Consider the following 435-nt stretch of genomic DNA (forward strand, 5'->3'; position numbering starts at 1 on the left):
CTACGGTCGTGGCACGCCACAGCGCATGGACGATCGCCTGCTCGACCGCTTCCGCGCAGGCGTCGAACAGCGGATCGAGCATCGATTCGTGCACCATCGGCACGGCGGGCATCGGCTCGCTCGCGAGATGCGGGACTTGCCACGCCGAGCTGAACGCGAGCGCGATATCGCCGCTGCCATGGCCATACACCGAACCCGTGCGGGCGAGCCCGGCCGCCGAGCGCTTCGCCAGGCGCTCCAGTTGCCGGACGTCGAGCGGCGCATCGGTCGCGACGATCATGATGATGGAGCCTTTCTCCGGCTCGGCGCGTGCGCCGTCCGCGGGGGGGGGCTTGCGCGACGATGCGGCGCCCGAGCGGCTGCCCGGCCACCGTGAGGTTCTCGATACGCCCAAAGTTGGCCAGCACCAGTGCGCCCAGCACATATCGTTGCCCA

Annotated in this window: 1 pseudogene; it reads right to left on the minus strand. The window is 69.9% G+C overall.

The annotated features are described in order from the left end of the window. Window positions 1-435 (minus strand): annotated as a pseudogene (locus PXJ20_RS32995) (P1 family peptidase); the annotation flags it as partial.

Origin of the sequence: Paraburkholderia sp. A1RI_3L (assembly GCF_048957895.1) — a bacterium.
In the GTDB taxonomy this organism is placed as follows: Bacteria; Pseudomonadota; Gammaproteobacteria; order Burkholderiales; family Burkholderiaceae; genus Paraburkholderia; species Paraburkholderia kururiensis.